The sequence below is a fragment of the Mycobacterium sp. E2733 genome, assembly GCF_001667585.1.
Classification (GTDB): domain Bacteria; phylum Actinomycetota; class Actinomycetes; order Mycobacteriales; family Mycobacteriaceae; genus Mycobacterium.
The window spans coordinates 36,065-51,877 of the sequence record NZ_LZJZ01000020.1 but is presented as its reverse complement, the minus strand read 5'-3'; the positions used below and the strand labels follow the sequence as shown (position 1 = coordinate 51,877).

At 66.1% G+C, this 15,813-nt stretch carries 18 protein-coding genes; 11 read left to right on the top strand and 7 right to left on the bottom strand.

Annotated features, from left to right (window positions below; genetic code table 11):
- Window positions 1-88: 88 nt before the first annotated feature.
- The 3 genes from A5678_RS03375 to A5678_RS03365 are packed head-to-tail and all read left to right on the top strand — an operon-like array spanning window position 89 to window position 1,285.
- Window positions 89-589: a nucleoside deaminase gene (locus A5678_RS03375; protein WP_068038409.1), complete on the top strand. Its 501-nt coding sequence runs from the start codon at window positions 89-91 to the stop codon at window positions 587-589.
- A gap of 45 nt (window positions 590-634) precedes the next feature.
- Window positions 635-1,042: a metalloregulator ArsR/SmtB family transcription factor gene (locus A5678_RS03370; RefSeq protein ID WP_068038406.1), complete on the top strand. Its 408-nt coding sequence runs from the start codon at window positions 635-637 to the stop codon at window positions 1,040-1,042.
- Between the two features lie 42 nt (window positions 1,043-1,084).
- Window positions 1,085-1,285, top strand: a complete 201-nt coding sequence (locus A5678_RS03365; RefSeq protein ID WP_068038404.1) for a zinc transporter Slc39a7 — start codon at window positions 1,085-1,087, stop codon at window positions 1,283-1,285.
- A gap of 6 nt (window positions 1,286-1,291) precedes the next feature.
- On the opposite strand, the gene A5678_RS03360 is transcribed toward A5678_RS03365, so the two are convergent.
- The gene (locus tag A5678_RS03360) at window positions 1,292-2,320 is read right to left on the bottom strand and encodes an oxygenase MpaB family protein (RefSeq protein ID WP_068038400.1); all 1,029 of its coding nucleotides are present in this window, start codon (window positions 2,318-2,320) and stop codon (window positions 1,292-1,294) included.
- Window positions 2,321-2,386: 66 nt separating this feature from the next.
- Here A5678_RS03360 and A5678_RS03355 point away from each other — a divergent pair, with 66 nt between their 5' ends.
- The 5 genes from A5678_RS03355 (at window position 2,387) to phoU (ending at window position 8,304) form a co-directional block, all read left to right on the top strand.
- On the top strand, window positions 2,387-2,992 hold the full coding sequence (locus A5678_RS03355; protein ID WP_068038397.1) for a TetR/AcrR family transcriptional regulator: 606 nt from the start codon (window positions 2,387-2,389) through the stop codon (window positions 2,990-2,992).
- Window positions 2,993-3,169: 177 nt separating this feature from the next.
- On the top strand, window positions 3,170-4,192 hold the full coding sequence (locus A5678_RS03350) for an acyl-ACP desaturase (protein ID WP_068038393.1): 1,023 nt from the start codon (window positions 3,170-3,172) through the stop codon (window positions 4,190-4,192).
- Window positions 4,193-4,198: 6 nt separating this feature from the next.
- Window positions 4,199-5,332 carry a tRNA dihydrouridine synthase DusB gene (gene dusB, locus A5678_RS03345; protein ID WP_068038390.1) on the top strand — a complete coding sequence of 378 codons (1,134 nt, stop codon included), beginning with the start codon at window positions 4,199-4,201 and terminating at the stop codon, window positions 5,330-5,332.
- A gap of 223 nt (window positions 5,333-5,555) precedes the next feature.
- Window positions 5,556-7,577 carry an LCP family protein gene (locus tag A5678_RS03340; protein ID WP_068038387.1) on the top strand — a complete coding sequence of 674 codons (2,022 nt, stop codon included), beginning with the start codon at window positions 5,556-5,558 and terminating at the stop codon, window positions 7,575-7,577.
- Between the two features lie 58 nt (window positions 7,578-7,635).
- Window positions 7,636-8,304: a phosphate signaling complex protein PhoU gene (gene phoU, locus A5678_RS03335; protein WP_068038384.1), complete on the top strand. Its 669-nt coding sequence runs from the start codon at window positions 7,636-7,638 to the stop codon at window positions 8,302-8,304.
- A 17-nt stretch (window positions 8,305-8,321) separates the two neighbouring features.
- Here phoU and pstB read toward each other — a convergent pair whose 3' ends face one another.
- From pstB to A5678_RS03305, 6 genes are all read right to left on the bottom strand, one after another.
- Window positions 8,322-9,098, bottom strand: a complete 777-nt coding sequence (gene pstB / locus A5678_RS03330; protein ID WP_046186002.1) for a phosphate ABC transporter ATP-binding protein PstB — start codon at window positions 9,096-9,098, stop codon at window positions 8,322-8,324.
- Between the two features lie 13 nt (window positions 9,099-9,111).
- A complete protein-coding gene (gene pstA / locus A5678_RS03325; protein ID WP_068038792.1) occupies window positions 9,112-10,026 on the bottom strand; it encodes a phosphate ABC transporter permease PstA in 915 nt (304 codons plus the stop codon).
- Entirely contained in the window at window positions 10,023-11,063 is a 1,041-nt protein-coding gene (pstC, locus tag A5678_RS03320) for a phosphate ABC transporter permease subunit PstC (RefSeq protein WP_068038380.1), read from the bottom strand. Before pstC ends, pstA begins: the two co-directional genes overlap by 4 nt.
- Before the next feature lie 39 nt (window positions 11,064-11,102).
- Window positions 11,103-12,233 (bottom strand): phosphate ABC transporter substrate-binding protein PstS, encoded by a 1,131-nt coding sequence (gene pstS / locus A5678_RS03315; RefSeq protein ID WP_068038377.1) that lies wholly within the window; start codon window positions 12,231-12,233, stop codon window positions 11,103-11,105.
- 125 nt (window positions 12,234-12,358) lie between these two features.
- Window positions 12,359-13,270: a mycothiol synthase gene (mshD, locus tag A5678_RS03310; protein ID WP_068038374.1), complete on the bottom strand. Its 912-nt coding sequence runs from the start codon at window positions 13,268-13,270 to the stop codon at window positions 12,359-12,361.
- On the bottom strand, window positions 13,267-14,043 hold the full coding sequence (locus A5678_RS03305; protein ID WP_068038370.1) for a response regulator transcription factor: 777 nt from the start codon (window positions 14,041-14,043) through the stop codon (window positions 13,267-13,269). Before A5678_RS03305 ends, mshD begins: the two co-directional genes overlap by 4 nt.
- Before the next feature lie 175 nt (window positions 14,044-14,218).
- Between A5678_RS03305 and lmeA the strand changes: the two genes are divergently transcribed.
- The 3 genes from lmeA to A5678_RS03295 all read left to right on the top strand — a co-directional run bounded on the left by lmeA (window position 14,219) and on the right by A5678_RS03295 (window position 15,784).
- Window positions 14,219-15,031 carry a mannan chain length control protein LmeA gene (gene lmeA / locus A5678_RS03300; protein ID WP_068038367.1) on the top strand — a complete coding sequence of 271 codons (813 nt, stop codon included), beginning with the start codon at window positions 14,219-14,221 and terminating at the stop codon, window positions 15,029-15,031.
- A gap of 83 nt (window positions 15,032-15,114) precedes the next feature.
- Entirely contained in the window at window positions 15,115-15,204 is a 90-nt protein-coding gene (locus tag A5678_RS28280; RefSeq protein WP_368664887.1) for an Ms5788A family Cys-rich leader peptide, read from the top strand.
- Window positions 15,205-15,310: 106 nt separating this feature from the next.
- Entirely contained in the window at window positions 15,311-15,784 is a 474-nt protein-coding gene (locus A5678_RS03295; RefSeq protein WP_068038366.1) for a DUF4395 domain-containing protein, read from the top strand.
- Window positions 15,785-15,813: the final 29 nt, after the last annotated feature.

Below are 15,813 nucleotides of genomic sequence, written 5' to 3'. Positions count from 1 at the left end.
TGCTCCCTCATCCCGACCAAATTAAATAGACAATCTAGTCAGTATCACAGGGCGGATCGCCAAGGTCAGCGGGACTACCCTCCGGCCTATGACCGACTACGCCCAGCGGACGATCGACCTGGCCCGGCGCAACGTCACCGAGGGTGGTCGCCCGTTCGCGACCGTGATCGTCAAAGACGGCGAAGTCCTCGCCGAAAGCGCCAACAAAGTGGCACAGACGAGCGACCCGACCGCCCACGCGGAGATCCTGGCCATCCGGGAGGCGTGCGTGAAGCTGGGCACGGAGCACCTGGTCGACTGCACGATCTACGTGATGGCGCATCCGTGCCCGATGTGCCTCGGCTCGCTGTATTACTGCTCACCCAGGGAAGTCGTCTTTCTGATCACCCGCGAGGCCTACGAGCAGTACTACCTCGACGACCGCAAGTACTTCGAGGTGGCCACCTTCTACGACGAATTCGCCAAGAGCTGGGACCGGCGCCGCCTGCCCATGCGCTACCAACCGCAAGACGGTGCGGTGGAGGTGTACCGACTCTGGAACGAGCGAAACGGCGGTCAGCGCCGGTCGACCGTCGTCCCGTCACCCTGAGACGCAGCCGTTGGCAGCGACGCGAAACTTTAATACTGTTTGCGTATGCATGCAGATAGTGGCGAAGGCCGGTTGCCGGACGATCAGGTGAGTCTGGTGGTCGAGGTTTTCCGGATGCTGGCCGACGCCACCCGGGTGCAGGTGCTGTGGTCGCTGACCGACCGCGAGATGTCTGTCAACGAACTCGCCGAGCACGTCGGCAAGCCGGCGCCGTCGGTGTCCCAGCACCTGGCAAAGCTGCGGATGGCGCGGCTGGTCCGCACCCGCCGGGAGGGGACCACCATCTTCTACAGCCTCGAGAACGACCACGTCCGTCAGCTCGTCATTGACGCGGTGTTCAACGCCGAGCACGCGGGCCCGGGCGTGCCCGGTCATCACCGCAGGGACGGTCGACTGAAGGCCGTCGCGGTATCAGCGCCCCCACCGAGCCGGCGCGACAGCGGCACCAAGTGAACAAGGAAGCGGCACAACGCATTCGACCCAAGGAGACGCACCATGACCGAGCAGCACACCCACGACGCGCCCCACGCGCACGAACACGGGCACGGCGACGTCACTCACGCGCACGCGCACACCGCGCACGAGCATGACCACGTCCAGCACGAGCACTCCCACGCCCACGCCGACGGCACCGAGCACACCCATCAGCACGTGCACCAGGCGGGCCTAGAGGAGGTTCACGGTCATCCGCACTAGAGGGCACTAAAGCCGAGGGCAGTAGTGCTTTGGATCGCCGCGCAATTCCTGCGGCGGCAGATTGCGTGCCGGTGTCTGCGGCAGCGGCGCGTCGGGGGGGATGCGCCCGGATGCGCGGTCGAGGCCGGCGCGGGCCCGGGGGTGCTTGCGGTACCTGGGCGGTACAAACGCGAAGATCAGCCGCACCAGGTTGCCAAAGCGTCGGTGCAACCACTCGTCGCGGTCGGTCCACTCAAAGCCCAACCGTTCTCGAACGGCTGGGTGATACAAGCCGACTGTGAGCCAGACGAAGAACGGCCGCGACAGCTTGGTCAGGCCGCCCCACAGCCAATCCGGGAGCCACGGGGCGATCGGCAGCTTGTCATACATGGTCAGGTCGAGCACTGCCCGCGTCGCGTGATTGTCCTCTAACACGTTGCGGCACATGTGGTCCCAGTAGACCTGAAACTCTTCCCAGGTCTTTGGCACCGGACGCATGCTCATGCCGTACATCCGGTACCACTGAATGTGTTCGTCGAAGAGTTGGCGCTTTTCGGCTTCGGTCAGACCGCCGCCGAACCGTTCGGCCACCAGGATCGTGCCCATGAAGAACGTGGTGTGCGCCCAATAAAAGACGTCGGGATTGAGTGCGTGGTACCGACGCCCTTGGTCATCCACACCCTTGATGTCGATGTGGTAGTCGCGGACCTCGGCACCCGTCGTCGGAGCCCGGTCTCCGTCGAAGACCACCCCGCCGATCGGGTACAGCGACCGCATCACCCGCGGCAACGGTTCGGTGAAGAACGTCGAGTGTTGCTCCACAGCGGCGCCCAACTGCGGGTGCATGTTCTGCATGGATCCCGCGAACGGGCCCTGCAGCATGCCGCGCCAGTCGCCGAAGTACCGCCAGGTCAGGGATTCGGGGCCGAGCGGGACTGGAGGCGCGTCGTAACCGAGGGGCGACACCGGGCACCCGCCGGCCACAGCGGTGGCGCCCGAATCGTCGCGCGCGACGTCGCTGGTCAGCGGGCGGGGTCCGGACGTATGTTGAGTCACTATTGGATTCCTGTAGGTATATGCAAAACTGACTACATGCGTTGTCATTTCTAGCTTAGGAGTGGTGTGCAGTCCGGTCAACGACGGGGCCGGTGGACCGGCGTCCCCTTGGGGGATCGCCTGGCCCTGCGCCGCGACGACCTCATCGCCGCCGGTGTGCAATTGCTCGGCAGCGACAGTCGATCGGCGTTGACCGTGCGTGCCGTGTGCCGCAAGGCGGCGCTGACCGAACGCTACTTCTACGAAAGCTTCTCGGATCGTGACGAATTCGTGCGCGCGGTCTACGACGATGTGTGCACGCGCGCAATGAACACGCTCACCTGTGCAAATACCCCACGGGAAGCCGTCGAAAAGTTCGTCGAGCTGATGGTCGACGACCCGGTCCGTGGGCGCGTGCTGTTGCTGGCACCGGCGGTCGAGCCGGTATTGACGCGCTCGGGTGCGGAGTGGATGCCCAACTTCATCGAACTGCTGCAGCGCAAACTGTCGCGGATCGGCGATCCCGTGCTGCAGAAGATGATCGCCACCAGCCTGATCGGCGGCCTGTCGAGCCTGTTCACCGCGTACCTGAACGGGCAGCTCGGGGCGAGCCGCAAGCAATTCATCGACTACTGCGTCAACATGCTCTACATCACGGCCGCGCCGTATGTGCCGGCCCCGGATCTGGGCTAGCTGAGCGGCCGTTTAACGGCCGCAGCACGGCGGCAAACCTAGAGATTGGGCGTTCCACCCGGGCCGTCCCAAAGGTGGCATAGAACCGTTATGCGGCGCGCGGCCAGGCAGCTTGATGCTACCGAAGTGCACAGATATATTGACTGCAACCCGTCGACACAGATAACTGGAGGCCGTATGTCAGCCGAGCTGACAAACCTACAGCTGCTGCACGAACTTGAGCCGGTAGTTGAGAAATGCCTGAATCGGCACGAGAGCATGCATAAGGACTGGAACCCGCACGACTACATCCCGTGGTCGGACGGCAAGAACTTTTACGCGCTCGGCGGGCAGGATTGGGACCCCGAGCAGAGCAAGCTCAGCGATCTCGCCCAGGTGGCGATGGTGCAGAACCTGATGACGGAAGACAACCTGCCTTCCTATCACCGCGAGATCGCGATGAACTTCGGCCTGGACGGACCCTGGGGCCAGTGGGTCAACCGGTGGACCGCCGAGGAGAACCGGCACGGCATCGCGCTGCGCGACTACCTGGTGGTGACCCGCGCGGTCGACCCGGTCGAGCTGGAGAAGCTGCGCATCGAGGTAGTCAACCGGGGCTTCAGTCCCGGCCAGAACCAGCAGGTTCGAGCCGACCTGTTCGCCGAGAGCCTGTTCGACTCCGTCATCTACGTGACGTTCCAGGAGCTGGCCACCCGGATTTCGCACCGCAACACGGGCAAGGCGTGCAACGAGACGATCGCCGACCAGCTGCTGGCCAAGATCTCGGCCGACGAGAACCTGCACATGATCTTCTATCGCGATGTCAGCGAGGCCGGGTTCGAGATTGCGCCCAATCAGGCGATGAAAGAGCTACACAAGGTGCTGCGCAACTTCCAGATGCCGGGCTATCAGGTCCCGGAGTTCCGGCGCAAAGCCGTGTTCATCGCCGTCGGGGGGGTCTATGACCCCCGTATCCACCTCGACGACGTGGTCATGCCGGTGCTGAAGAAGTGGCGCATCTTCGAGCGCGAGGACTTCACCGGTGAGGCGGCGGAGATGCGCGACGACCTCGCCCTGCTGATCAAGGAACTCGAGCAGGCCTGCGAAAAGTTCGAGATATCGAAGCAGCGCCAACTCGACCGGGAAGCCCGCACGGGCAAGAAGACCACGGCGTTCGAGCTGCACCAGACCGCGGGCAAGCTGGCAATGAGCCGCCGGTAACCTGCCTTGCGCATCGGTCCCATCACGCTTGCCAGCCCGGTGGTGCTGGCCCCGATGGCGGGCGTGACCAACGTTGCCTTTCGGACCCTGTGTCGTGAACTGGAGCAGTCGAAGGTCGGCACGGTCAGCGGGCTCTATGTCTGCGAGATGGTGACGGCGCGCGCGCTCATCGAGCGGCACCCGGTCACCATGCACATGACCACCTTCGCGCCGGACGAGTCGCCACGCTCGTTGCAGCTCTACACGGTCGATCCGGCGACCACGTACGCCGCCGCCAAGATGATCGCCGACGAGGGCCTCGCCGACCACATCGACATGAATTTCGGCTGTCCGGTGCCCAAGGTCACCAAACGCGGCGGCGGTGCGGCGTTGCCCTACAAGCGGCGGCTGTTCGGGCAGATCGTCGCGGCGGCCGTGCGCGCAACCGAAGGCACCGACATCCCGGTGACCGTCAAATTCCGCATCGGCATCGACGACGAGCATCCGACGCACCTTGACGCCGGCCACATCGCCGAGATCGAGGGTGCCGCCGCGGTCGCGCTGCACGCCCGCACGGCGGCGCAGCGCTACTCCGGCACCGCCGATTGGGAGCAGATCGCGCTGCTCAAGCAACACGTGCGGACGATCCCGGTGCTGGGCAACGGTGACATCTACGACGCCAGCGACGCCCTGACGATGATGGCCAGCACCGGTTGCGACGGCGTCGTGATCGGCCGCGGGTGCCTGGGCCGGCCCTGGCTTTTCGCCGAACTGTCGGCCGCGTTCACCGACAGCCCGGCACCCACGCCGCCCACGTTGGGCGAGGTTGCCGACATCGTCCGCCGACACGGACAGCTGTTGACAGCGCACTTCGGCGAGGACAAGGGGATGCGCGACATCCGCAAGCACGTCGGCTGGTACCTGCACGGCTTCCCGGCCGGCTCGGAGCTCCGCCGAGCGCTGGCCATGGTCAAGACGCTCGACGAACTCGATTCGCTGCTAAGCCAATTGGACGGCACCGTGCCCTTCCCGGAGGCGGCGAGCGGCCCACGCGGCCGGCAGGGCTCACCGGCCCGGGTCGCGCTGCCCGAAGGCTGGCTCACCGACCCCGACGACTGCACCCTGCCGGCCGGCGCCGACGTGATGCACTCCGGCGGCTGATCGACCGCTCGAAATCGCGTCCGGACCGATAACTCAGTACGATGTGGACCTTGCTGCATTGCGCGTTCCTGCGGCGGATCGGTGACGCGCCGCCGCCCGAGCGCGACAAAGGAGTGCGACCCAAGGTGGCACGGGCCGCAGCGCTGAATAAGCCAAGCGCCTGGGCCGACGTTGCGCACAGATACGCTGACATCCGCATCAGAGCTTCGGAGGCCGGTAGGACATGAGTGACGCCGAGGACGACGCCACTCGCGACGCCCGACGCCCTGCGCTTGGCGCCGCCCCCTGGGAACGGTTCTCGGAGCCGCCGGCCGACTACAGTCGCCATCTCTGGCAACCCGAGACTGCCGTCGAGCCCATCCGCTGCCGCACAGCCGACGAGGAAGAATCCGGATCCCATACCGCGGGCGGAGTCAGCGTCGCCGACCTAATCGCGAAGCTCGGTGCCCCCACGACCGGCCGGTCCACGCACCGTCGTGCCGAGCCGGACGTCGAACCTGTCGAGGCCGAGCTGCCCGTTGAGCTGCGGGAAACCCAGGTGATCGAGGACCTGGCGTACTCGCTCGACGCGGTCTCGGAGCTCCCCGACCTCGATGCCGCCGACCACCCAAGCGGCCAGCAATCCGTATCGGGCGAAGCTCCTGACGCCCGGCGACGAACATCGCGGCGCCGCCGCCGGCCGATGCTGCTGGCCGCCCGCTCGGTGGCGGCTCTGCTCGCCGCGCTCACCCTGGCCATGACCGGCGGGGCGTGGCAATGGAGTACGTCGAAGAACGCCCGGCTCAACACCATCAGCGCCCTCGACCAGAACTCCGACGATATACGCGATCGCAACGGCCAATACGGGGACGAAGATTTTTTGATCGTCGGCCTTGACTCGCGCGCCGGCGACAACGCCAACATGGGTGCCGGCAACACCGACGACGCGGACGGCGCCCGGTCGGACACCGTGATGCTGGTCAACATCCCGGCCAACCGCAAGCGCGTGGTGGCGGTGTCGTTCCCGCGCGACCTGGCGATCACCCCGATGCAATGCGAGGCGTGGAACCCGGAGACGGGCAAATACGGGCCCCTGTACGACGCGAAGACCAAATCGTGGGGCCCGAAGATGGTCTACACCGAGACCAAACTGAACTCCGCATTCGCCTTCGGTGGCCCGAAGTGTCTGGTCAAAGAGATCCAGAAGCTGTCCGGTTTGAGCATCAACCGCTTCATCGCCGTCGACTTCGCCGGGTTCGCCAAAATGGTCGACGCTCTGGGCGGTGTGGAGGTGTGCTCGAAAACCGCGCTGCACGACTACGAGCTGGGCACGGTGCTCGACCACGGCGGCCGCCAAGTCCTGGACGGCTCGACAGCCCTGAATTACGTGCGAGCCCGCCAGGTCACGACAGAAACCAACGGGGATTACGGCCGCATCAAACGTCAGCAGCTGTTCCTGTCCTCGCTGCTGCGTTCGCTGATCTCCGAGGACACGCTGCTCAACCTGAACAAGCTCAACAATGTCGTCAACATGTTCATCAGCGACACCGTCGTCGACAACGTGCAGTCGAAGGACTTGATCCAACTCGGTCAGTCGTTGCAGGGCATGGCGGCCGGGCACGTCACCTTCGTCACCGTGCCGACCGGCATCACCGACCAGAACGGCGACGAACCGCCGCGCATGGCCGACATGCGGGCGCTGTTCGACGCCATCATCAACGACGATCCGCTCCCCGAGGAAAACGACCAGAACGCAAAGAATCTCGGGACCTACGACGACAAGTCGGGACAGACGAAGGCACCCGCCACCAAGAAGGCGCCGGCCCCCACCGCGGCCCCCGAGGCCCGCCACGAGCAGGTCACCACGACCACGCCGGGCGATGTCACGGTGCGGGTCTCCAATGCGACAACGCAGAGCGGCCTGGCGGCCACCGCAACCAGCCAGCTCAAGCGGGACGGCTTCAACGTGATGACGCCCGACGATTATCCGAGTTCGGTGAACACGACGACCGTGTTGTTCTCGCCCGGCAACGAGCAGGCGGCGGCGACCGTCGCATCCTCCTTCGCCAATGCGAAGGTGCAGCGAGTGTCCGGCTACGGGCAGGTCGTTCAGGTGGTGCTTGGGCCCGACTTCAAGTCCGTCGCCACTCCCCAACCGAGCGGCTCGTCGATCAGCCTGCAGATCGAACGCGGCTCGGGCAACGCCCCGGCCAAGCTGCCGGAGGACCTGACCGTCACCAACGCCGCCGACACCACCTGCGAGTAAGCGCATTTGGCGGCGCTCCACCGCACCTTTTCGCCGCCGAGAACGTAGGCTTGGCGATATGCGGACCGCCTACCATGAGCAGCTCTCGGAGTTATCCGAGCGGCTAGGCGAGATGTGCGGCCTGGCGGGCATCGCGATGGAGCGGGCCACCCAAGCCCTGCTGCAGGCCGATCTGGTGCTGGCCGAACAGGTGATCTCCGATCACGAGAAGATCGCCACCCTCAGCGCCCGCGCCGAGGAAAGCGCCTTCGTGCTGCTGGCCTTGCAGGCGCCGGTCGCCGGTGATCTGCGGTCCATCGTGAGCGCCATCCAGATGGTGGCCGACATCGACCGGATGGGCGCGCTGGCCCTGCACGTCGCCAAGATCGCCCGCCGCCGGCATCCCCAGCACGCGCTGCCCGAAGAGGTCAATGGTTACTTCGCCGAAATGGGCAGGGTGGCAGTCGAATTGGGGAACAGCGCGCAAGAAGTGGTGATGTCACGCGATCCGGAGAAAGCCGCCCGGATCCGCGAAGAGGACGACGCCATGGACGATCTGCACCGCCATCTGTTCTCGGTGCTGATGGACCGCGAATGGAAGTACGGCGTGGCGGCCGCCGTCGACGTGACACTCCTGGGCCGGTTCTACGAGCGCTTCGCCGACCACGCCGTCGAAGTGGCCAGGCGCGTCATCTTCCAGGCGACCGGCAGGCTGCCCGAAGAAGAAACGAAACCCGCCTCGCAGTAACCGAATGCACGGGCCGGCTAGCCGAAGCGGCCGGAGATGTAGTCCTCTGTCGCCTTCTGGCTCGGGTTGGAGAAAATCTTCTCGGTGTCGTCGACCTCGATCAACCGGCCCGGCTTTCCGACGGCTTCCAGGTTGAAGAACGCGGTGTAGTCGCTGACCCGCGCGGCCTGCTGCATGTTGTGGGTGACGATGACGATCGTGTAGTCCTGCTTCAGCTCGCTGATCAACTCCTCGATGGCCATCGTCGAGATCGGGTCCAGCGCGGAGCAGGGCTCGTCCATGAGCAGCACGTCGGGTTGCACGGCGATCGCCCGCGCGATGCACAAGCGTTGCTGCTGCCCGCCGGACAATCCGCCGCCGGGCCTGTCCAACCGGTCCTTGACCTCATCCCACAGGTTCGCGCCGCGTAGCGAGTATTCAGCGGTCTCGTCGAGTACCTTGCGATTGCGCACCCCCTGCAGCTTCAAACCGGCCACCACGTTGTCGCGAATCGACATGGCGGGGAACGGGTTCGGTCGCTGGAATACCATTCCGATCGCCCGGCGCACGCCGACCGGGTCGACCCCGGCGCCGTAGATGTCCTCGTCGTCGAGGAGAACGCTGCCCTCGACCCGGCCGCCGGGGACCACCTCATGCATCCGGTTGAGCGTGCGCAGCACCGTCGTCTTGCCGCAACCTGACGGGCCGATGAACGCGGTCACACTGCGGGGCAGGATCGACAGCGTCACATCCCCTACCGCGTGAAACGAACCGTAGTAGATGTTGACGGCTTTGAGGTCCAACCGCTTTGCCACTTAGTGCTCCTACCTATGACTTCCTGGCGCCAAGAAACTTCGCTATCACTCGGGCCCCGATGTTGATGGTGGCGATCACCAGGATGAGGGTTAGGGCGGCACCCCACAACCGATCCGTGGGGACCGGGTTTACACCGGCACCGGCGCTGGTCTGGTTGTACATCATGCCGGGTAACGTCCCCATGAATCCACTGAAGATGTCGAAGCTCATAGATTGCGAGTAACCGACGAGAATCAGCAACGGCGCCGTCTCGCCCATCACCCTGGCCACCGCCAGCATGATGCCCGTGACGATGCCCGAGACCTCGGTGGGAAGGACGACCCTGACGATCGTCTTCCACTTCGGGATGCCCAGCGCGTAACTGGCCTCGCGAAGGTCCACCGGAACGATCCGCAGCATTTCCTCGGTGGCTCGCACGATCACCGGGAGCATCAACAGGACGAGCGCGAGGGACACGGCGAACTCGGAGCGAGGAAGGCCCAACGTCGCCACGAACAGCGCGTAAATGAACAAGGCCGCCACGATCGAGGGCACTCCGCTCAGAACGTCCACCATGAACGTGGCCAGCCTGCCCAGCGGGGTGCCCCCGCCATACTCGGCCAGATAAATGGCGAGCATGAGGCCGATCGGGATGGAGATCAGCGCACATACCAATCCCTGCAACACGGTGCCGACGATCGCGTGATAGGCGCCGCCGCCGGCCACAAAGGCCGTCATGCCCGCTTGCGAGTGCGTCCACCAAACGGTGGACGTGACCGCCTTGACGCCCTTAGCGATCACCGAGTAGAGGACCAACAGCAAGGGTGTCACCGCAATCACCATCGACAGCGAAACCAGCGCCATCGCAACATGATTCGCGACCCGGCGGCGCCGGCTCGGCCGGGAGAGCGTGCGCGGCTTCAGCGGGCGGTCCAACATGGAGGTCATCGGCCGCCGCCCCATCTGGTTCTGGAGGCGGCGCCGCGCGCCAAGGCGTCGACCAGGAAGGTGAGCACGAAGAGCGCCAGACCCGCGGCGATGTAAGCGCCGGCCTTGTATTGGTCGTTGAATTGCGCCACCGTCCCCGCGATCTTGGTCGCGACGGTGGAGCCGCCGTCGAACAGCGACCAGCCGAACGCCGCCTGGGTTCCGCGCAAGATGATCAGCAGCGCGACCGTCTCGCCCATGGCCCGGCCGAGTCCCAGCACCGCTGCGCTGATGTATCCCGACCGCCCGAACGGCAGCACGATCGTCTTCACCACTTCCCAACGGGTGGCGCCGAGGGCCAGCGCGGCCTCGACCTCATCCTGTGGTGTCTGGATGAACACCTCGCGGGTCACGGCGGTGATGATCGGCAGGATCATCACCGCCAGGACGATGCCGCCGGTGAAGATGGTGCCGCCGCCCGCCACCGACGCGTTGCCATCGGCGAACAGGAAGCACCAGCCCAGGGAATGGTTCAGCCAGCTGGCCAGGGGTCGCAGCTGCGGCGCCAGCACATGCAGGCCCCACGCGCCATAAATGATGGATGGGACCCCGGCCAGCAGATCGACGGCGTAGGCCAGGGGGACGGCGACGCGCCGGGGCGAGTACTGCGTGATGAAGATCGCGACGCCCAGCGCGACGGGCATAGCCAGGAGCAACGCGAACGCCGACACGAACATGGTGACCTTCAGCAGATCGGAGATGCCGAAGTGCATGGCCGAGGTGTCGGTGGTGATCCAGTTGCCGCCATAGCTGAAAAAGTTCTCCCGATTGCGCTTCAGGGCCGGTATGGCCCGCAGCAGCAGGAATCCGCCGATGGCCCCGATGACGACGACGATCGACAAGCCGGAAGCCTTGGCCAGCCAACGGAAGGCCCGATCCCCGACGTGTGGGCGCGCATCTCCCCACGGGCTGATCGGAATCACCGACGCCTCCGGAAAGGGCGCGGCGACGGTCGCACCCGAACCGGCGTCGATCGGGTTTGGTGTGGTCACTGTGATCCCCTCACAGTTCTCCCCCTTGAGCGCGGGGCCACTTGGTCACTGCAAGGCGTTGATCGCGGCGACCAGTCGCTCCTTGACCTTATCGGGCAGCGGGATATAGCCGGCCGAGGGAAGATCGGTCTGCCCACTGCCGGCGGCCACCGTGAGGAACGACTTGATCGCGCCGGAAATGTCAGGGTCGGAGCCCTTCGAACACACGATCTCATACGTCGCCAGGACCAGCGGGTAGACGCTCGGCTCCTGCGAGCGGTACATCGAGTTGAGGTCCAGGACCAGGTCGTTGCCGTCGGCCACGAAGTTGGCCGCCTTCACCGCATTGCCGGCCGTCTCGTTGGTGAGCGGGACCGCGACGCCTTTATTGGTCGCGATACGGGCGTAGGGCATACCGCCCTGGTCGGCGAAGCCCTTCTCGACGTAACCGATGGCGCCCGGGGTGGCCCGCACGGCCTGGACGACGCCGGCCGACTTCATGGCCCCCTCGCCCACGCCGCCCTGAAACTCGGTGCCCACGCCTCTGGTCCAGCTCTGCGGCGCGGCGGCCGTCAGATATTTCTGCATGTTGTCGGTCGTTCCGGACGAGTCCGTCCGGTAAATCGGTGCGATCTTGGTATCGGGCAGCACGACGCCGGGGTTGAGGGCCGCCAGGATCGGGTCATTCCAGGCGGTGATCCGTCCGCTGAAAATCTTGGCCAACGCGTCACTGCTCACCACCAACGCCGGGACCCCGGCCAGGTTGTATACCAAGGCGATCGGCCCGAACACCAACGGCAAGTCCCACGCCGGGTTTCCTTCACACCTTGCGGCGGCGGGACCGATCTGGTCGGCGGCCAGCGGCGAGTCGGCGCCGGCGAAGTCGACATGGCCGGCGATGAACTGCTCGCGGCCGGCGCCCGAACCGGTCGGGTTGTATGACACGCTCTTGCCCGGGCAGTACTGCCCCCAGACCTGGTTGAACACCGACATCGCGTTTTGTTGAGCCGTCGAGCCTTCCGCCGTCAGCTTGTCCCTGCCGCTGCATCCCGCCGTGCCCGTCGGCCCGGAGACGGCCGCCGCCGACGCGCTGCGGCGGTTCTGGTCGCTGCCACAGCCGGTCAATGCGCCGCTACCGATTGCCACCGCCGCGGCCAGCACCGTCAGCGCTCTGCCACCACCCCTGTCGAGCCTCACCGATCTCGCTTCCTGCCCCCTACGGGCCCGCGCGTGCCCCGCCGGCCCTCTCCCAACAGGTTGCCAGGTCATCGCGAAAATATGCTTGGTCGCATCCCACGGCTTCGGGGCCGTCTGCATGGCGGTCAGTCGCGAGCGACCGCGTAGGCGGTGTCCACGCTGTAGGTGCTGAAGCCCAAGCGCTGGTAGGTGCGCACCGCGGCGACGTTGTCCGACTCCACATAGAGCAGCACGGTCGGTTCGGCCGCCCCGGCCAGCCGGCGCGCCAACGACTCGATACCGATGGCCGTCAGCATCTGCCCCAGGCCCCGCCCCTGCGTCGACGGGTCGACGCCCACGACGTAGACCTCCCCCAGGCCGGGTTGATCGGGATGCACCTTGGTCCAGTGGAAGCCGAGCAGCTTGCCCGGCTGACCGGTTTCGGACTCGTCGAACGCCAGGAACAGGCCTTCCGGGTCGAACCACGGTTCGTGGCGCCGCTCGGCCAGCTGCACTTCGGTCCAGCCGCCCTGTTCGGGATGGTCGGCGAAGGCGGCGTTGTTGACGCGCAGCAGCTCAGCGTCGTCTCCGGTGCCCGCGTAGGTGCGGACGCGTACGCCGGGGACGGGGCGGACCAAGTCGTGGATGTCACGCAGGGTGCGGCGCATCTGCAGCAGTTCGCGTACCGGGACCAAACCCAGCGCGTCGGCCGTGGCCCGGGCCGGCTCGAGAGTGCCGTGGGCCCAGAACCGGTTGCGTCCGCCGGTCTCGGCCAGGGCCGCACGCGCCAGCGCCGTCCCGAAGCCGTGCCGCCGAGCCCGCGGGTGCACCACGAGTTCCGCCATTGCGGCTTCTGCATCGCGCGTGAGATTGAGGTAGCCGATGGTCTCGTCCGTCTCGGCGATGAGCAGATGCCCGGTGCGATCGTGCGCGAGCTCGCGCAGGACCTGTTCACCGACCGGCGTCACTCCATCGAATTCCGTTGTCGCCGTGACGAGTTCACGGACTCCCCGCTGCTCGTCCGCGGTCAGCGTCGAGCGCCACTCGGGCGCGATCACTGACTGCGCAATGGGTCGCCCAGGTGTTCTTGCATTTCCTCGGAGTCGGACTCGACGTCCTCGGCGGCTTCGTCCCCACCCGGCTCCGCGATTGGGGCGCGGCCGCGTGCCGGCCGGACGGCCTTGTACCCCACGTTGCGGACGGTCCCGATCAACGCCTCGTACTCGGGCCCGAGTTTGGCGCGCAGCCGACGCACGTGCACATCCACCGTGCGGGTGCCCCCGAAGAAGTCGTATCCCCAGACTTCGTGCAGCAGCTGCGCGCGGGTGAAGACGCGTCCGGCGTGCTGGGCGAGGTACTTGAGCAACTCAAACTCTTTGTAGGTCAGGTCAAGCGGGCGGCCCCGCAATCTCGCGGTGTACGTGCCCTCGTCGATCACCAGCTCACCCAGGCTCACCTTGCCGGCGCTTTCCTGGTCGGCCAGCCCGCCGCGGCGCCCGACCACCAGCCGCAGCCTGGCGTCGATCTCGGCGGGCCCGGTGCCCGGCAGCAGAATCTCGTCCAGTCCCCAGTCGGCGCTGACCGCCACCAGACCACCTTCGCTCACGACCGCCAAGACGGGGACCGACCGGCCCGCGGTGCTCAACAGCCGGCAAAGGCCGCGGGCCGACGACAGGTCGGTGCGCGCGTCCACGAGCACGGCGTCCGCCGTCCCAGCCTCGAGCAACGAGGAGGGTTCCGCCGGTGCTGTCCGGACGGTGTGGGGAAGCAGCGATAGCGACGGCAGGACCGGGTCGGGATGCAGCTCCGAGGTCAGCAGTAATAGCTCCAACTAGCCCCTCCAGGTCGGGGGAACGGCATCTTCTCAGTTCGCAACGCAACGACGCGTTAGTTGCCAGTCCACCTAACGATAACTTGCCACCTGCCATTTTTCGTGGCGACGATGCAGTGTGAGCCCCGCCACCGGGGCGGTCCGGGACACGGCACGCAGGGGTCTACGCGACAATGTGCGGGTGCGCAAGGTCCTGATCGGGCTGGCGGCCGCGGCGATCGCCGTGGCCGCGGTTGTGCTCGGCGCCGTCGCCGTCGACTACGGGAGCAGCATCTACGCCGAATACCGGCTGTCCTCCAGCGTGCGCAAAGCGGCCAACCTGAGGTCCGACCCGTTCGTGGCGATCGTGGCTTTCCCATTCATCCCGCAGGCGATGCGCGACCACTACAACCAGGTGGAGATCAAGGCCAACGCCGTCGACCATGCAACGGTCGGCAAGGCCACCCTCGAAGCCACGATGTACTCGGTCGACCTGACCCACGCGTCTTGGCTGATCGGGCCCGATGCGAAGCTGCCGGTGGGCAAGCTGGAGAGCCGCATCATCATCAGCTCGACGCATCTGGGCCGCTATATGGGCATTAGTGACCTGATGGTCGAGGCGCCGCCGAAGGAGACCAACACCGCCACCGGCGGAGTCACCGCGTCGGGCATCTCCGACAGCCACGGGCTGGTGTTCAGCGGCACTCCGCACTCGGCCGACTTCGAGCACCGGGTCAGCGTTTCGGTGGACCTTTCCATCGCCCCCGACGACCAGTCGACGTTGGTGATCACACCGACCGGCGTGCTGACCGGGGCGGACACCGAGAATCAGGCCGTTCCGGACGACAAGCGGGATGCGGTGCTGCGGGCCTTCACCGCCAGGGTGCCCAACCAGCGGCTTCCGTTCGGGGTGGCGCCGAAGACGGAGGGCGCACGCGGCTCAGACGTGATCATCGAGGGCATCAGCCATGGAGCGATCGTGGATCTGAACGCCTTCAAGCAGTCATGACCCCGTCGTCGCCGACGGGTTGCGGTCCAGGCGGCAACCGCCGCTGATTTGATCACTGTCAGTCATTCGGTAAGCTTGCCGACGTGCTAGCCCGCATTGAGCCCCTGCTCACCCAACGCCGCACAGTCGATCTGTGCCGCACCGCGGGCTGTTGCTGTCGCTGTAGCTGCTGAGTCGCCGCGCACTTTCGCGTCGCACTCGGAGCAGTCCCGGAACGTTACCGTGGCTCGTCTCCCGTCGTTCGTTCCCTCAGCAACAGGCGAATCCAGGAGTAGTACCGTGCCGATCAGCAACACCACCACCACCCAGCCAGACACCGTCGACGTGCGCGGCCCTCGCTTTGCCGCGTGGGTTACCACCGCAGTCCTCGTCATCACGCTCATCGTGTCCGCCGCCAGCCCGCTGGCGGCGGCGGTCATTCTGGGGGTGCAGGGCATCATCTTCGCCATCGGCGCCGTCGGTGGCCCGCGCAAGCATCCTTACGGGCGGATATTCGCCCTCGTCGTGGCGCCCCGGCTCGGCCCCGTGACTGAACGCGAGCCGGTCGCACCGCTGAAGTTCGCCCAACTCGTCGGCCTGATCTTCGCGCTCGCGGGTGTCGTCGCGTTCACCGCGGGCGCCTTCTTGATCGGCGTCATCGCCGCCGCCGGGGCGCTCGTCGCCGCCTTTCTCAATGCCGCCTTCGGCATCTGCCTGGGTTGCCAGCTCTACCCACTGGTCGGGCGTTTCCGAAGCGCCGCGCGCACCACATGACCTGTTCATAGAAAGCGATCGAAAGGATC